Annotated in this window: 1 protein-coding gene; it reads right to left on the bottom strand. The window is 36.4% G+C overall.

Features of this window, described 5'->3' with window-relative positions; all coding sequences use genetic code 11:
• A partial coding sequence (locus tag T344_RS29995) for a fibronectin type III domain-containing protein (RefSeq protein ID WP_207641859.1) occupies positions 1-3,578 on the bottom strand: 3,578 nt, incomplete at both ends.

Below are 3,578 nucleotides of genomic sequence, written 5' to 3'. Positions count from 1 at the left end.
GTATTATCTTTTATGCTTTTTATTAATCCATTTTCATATGTTACGGTAAAGTTCCTTCCAGCCTGATCGGTTACTCCCTGTACCCTGCCTTCGGAATCAACGCTTACGGTAACGCTGTTGCCGTTCTTGTCCTGCATTTTAACAAGATGTCCGTTTGAGTCAAAATAGAATATATCCTGCTGCTTTGATGTAAGAATACATGTTCCATCAGGGTTTTGTGCCAGTGTGTTGTGGGAATCATTTGCCGCAAATGTTCCGTCACTGTTCATCTTAAAGGTCTGAACACTTCCGTCCGGCAGTCTGACTTCTCTTGTATCAGTGCTGTAGAGTGAATCTTGAATGCTGCTCTCGTAGCTGAAGGTCCATCCTCTGCCGAATACCGAAGCTTTATCACTTCTGGAGTTGTAGGTTCTGCTGAAATCAATGTCATATCCCGGCGAGTCCATGGTCAGGTCGGTATAGGTGCGAGAAAAGTTTCCCGTAGCAGGATTCATACCGCTTTGTCCAAAATGGAATTGATACCTTAATTCAGACCCAAGCCAAGGGAAATAATCAATGCCTGCACCAGCTTTGTCACCTTCACCATACCATTTTCCTGAAACGGGATCATACAAAGATGGTCCATAAGATGATCCCCAGTAGTTGTATTTTGCATCAATTGTAATAGTTGAGCTTTTAGCATTATACATACCTCCAGTTTCATCGTAGATACTTCCCCAATAACTAGGTTTAAAGCTGTTAAATAATAGTACGGGATTATGCTCTGTATCAAAGTAAAAGCTATAGTGTGACTTGCTGACTTCTGAGTTGGTAAGAGTTAACCTTCCATATACGGTAAAAGTATTTGTGGCTCCATATCTTACTTTTGTATATTCTCCAATAAATTCACCCGTAGAAGTTATTTTTATCCCATCCCAATAATTTGGCAAAAAGCTAGATGCTTCACGCCCCCCATACTCAAAATCTCTTGCGGCAGTAAACACAATTGGTTCGTCAGCCGTACCAATTGCAATCAGCTTTCCTTCGATATTTATTCCACCCGAACCATTACCATTTGAATCTATACCTTTTATTATTGCCCCTGGCTCAATTGTCATTGTTAATCCTGCCGGTATCGATATATTACTAGACCAATCAGTACAATACTCGTTTTTAGTTAATGTTATATCAATATTAGGGGTTCCGACCAAATGTATCCCTTCTACAAGGCTATAGGAATTATTATTTTCCATATTATTGTTTTCTATTCCGGAAAATATGGAAGATTTTAATCCTGACAAATTTATACGTATATCATCTGATTTATTATTTGTTATATTATTGTCCTTAATACTCAAATTCCCCGTGCCATATTCTTTTATGTAAATACCAAAACTATTATTTTCGGTTATTGTGTTGCCATTAATACTCAAATTCCCTGTGCCATATTCTTCTACATCAATACCAGCTCTGATTATTGTATTGTTGTCCAGAATCAACTCGTTTGAATCAGTTCTTTCTCTAATGCTTATACCATATGTATCATTTACCTCTGAGTTTGTAAGGTTTACTTTTCCATTCTTTATCAGTAATGAACCATATCTTAACTTTATATAATCAGCTATAAATTCACCTTCATGTACATCTATCCCAAACCAACCATCATACCAAGTTACTCCGCTTCCTCCATAATCAGAATCCTTATAGGTAGTAAACACTATTGGTTCGTTAGCTGTACCAATTGCAATCAGATTTCCTTCTACACTTATATCATCTTTTTTACTTAAACTTTTTATTATTACTCCCGGCTCTATTGTCAAGGTTACTCCCTTGCTAATAATTATATAATCAATTAAAATATATGGGCTATTGGCAGCAATCCATCTGGTATTATTAGAAATAGTTCCTTTTACCGGAGTACCTTTCTGTATTTGTATAGTATAAGAAGTCTGCGATACATAATTATCAAAAAGATATGTTTCAATATAATAGGTTCGATTTGCTTCCAAATCAGCCCATTTATAAAAATTATGACTGTAATCCCAAACATAATTAGATTCTATAAAATAGCCATTACTATCATAAATATTCCCGCGTATATCCATATTGCCTGTAATCGTTATATAGTATGTGCCTTCTGTACTTACAGTAAATTTAAAATAATCTCTATCTCCTTTAAAATTAATTAACCCAGGAATATCAATTCCTACTTCAATTACTTCAGCTGAGTTAATGTCATCCCCATAATCATCATCAATCGTTGTCACTGTAATAACATTGCTTGCTGTCGATTCGTTATTCGCCGCATCCACTGCTATTACTGTAAATGAATACTCGGTATTTGGTGTCAATCCGGTTAATACATAATATGTTTCATTCGATGTAGCCGTTAAAGTTGTTCCGTTGAATATATCATAATGCTCTACATTAAAGTCATCTGTCGATGCACTCCATGTTAACATCAATGAATATGCCGTAATTTCAGATGCAGCAAGATTCGAAGGAGTTGTCGGACCCTGGTCATCCGAGCCAGTGGTTACAATAACCGGTTCACTCTCAATTGATGTATTTCCTTCAGCGTCGAATGCTGTTAAAATATATGAATATGTGGTATTTGGGCTTAATCCTTCATCGGTATATTCACACTCGTATCCGGGTACTGTATTTATGGGTAAACCATCCCGGTAGATTATATACCCTGTCACTTCTTTATTGTCACTAGATGGTGACCATGATAATGATACCGTCCCACCAACTACTGCTGATATAGTTAAATTTTCCGGCACTGTTGGTGCTTGTATATCAGGCGTGCCAATATTTATAGTGTAGGCCCCTGTTCTAGAACCATAAAGACTCATTTCAATATAGTAAGTTTGATGGGCCTGCAAATAAATCAAATCTTGGTCGTTTCCATAAATAAATCCTATCATATTACCATTACTGTCATAAATTCTCCCATATGTATTCAAATTACTTATACTTCTTATTACATATGTGCCCTCTGAACTTATGGTAAATTTGAAATAATCTTTATCTCCTCCATAATTAATTACCCCAGGAATATTAATTCCTACTTCGATTAATTCAGCTGAGTTAATGTCATCCCCATAATCATCATCAAGCGTTGTTACTGTAATACCATTGCTTGCTGCCGATTCGTTATTTGCCGCATCCACTGCTTTTACTGTAAACAAATACTCGGTATTTGGTGTCAGTCCGGTTAATACATGATATGTTTCATTTGATGTCGCCGTTAATGTTGTTCCGTTGAATATATCATAATGTGCTACATTAAAATTATCTGTTGATGCACTCCATATCAACGTCACTGAATATGCCGTAATTTCAGATGCAGTAAGATTCGAAGGAATTGTAGGACTTTGGTCATCGGAGCCAGTAGTTACAATAACCGGTTCACTTTCATTTGATGTATCTCCTTCAAGATCGAAGGCTTTTAAAGTATATGAATATTTAGTATTGGGATTTAATCCTTCATCGGTATATTCACACATAGATCCAGGTACTGTTTTTATCAGCACACCATCCCGGTAGATTTCATACCCTGCTACCCCTTCATTATCAGTGGATGGTGACCATGA

Origin of the sequence: Ruminiclostridium cellobioparum DSM 1351 = ATCC 15832, assembly GCF_000621505.1 — a bacterium.
Classification (GTDB): domain Bacteria; phylum Bacillota; class Clostridia; order Acetivibrionales; family DSM-1351; genus Ruminiclostridium; species Ruminiclostridium cellobioparum.
The sequence above is the reverse complement of the archived record's forward strand: the minus strand, read 5'-3'. Positions and strand labels throughout refer to the sequence as shown.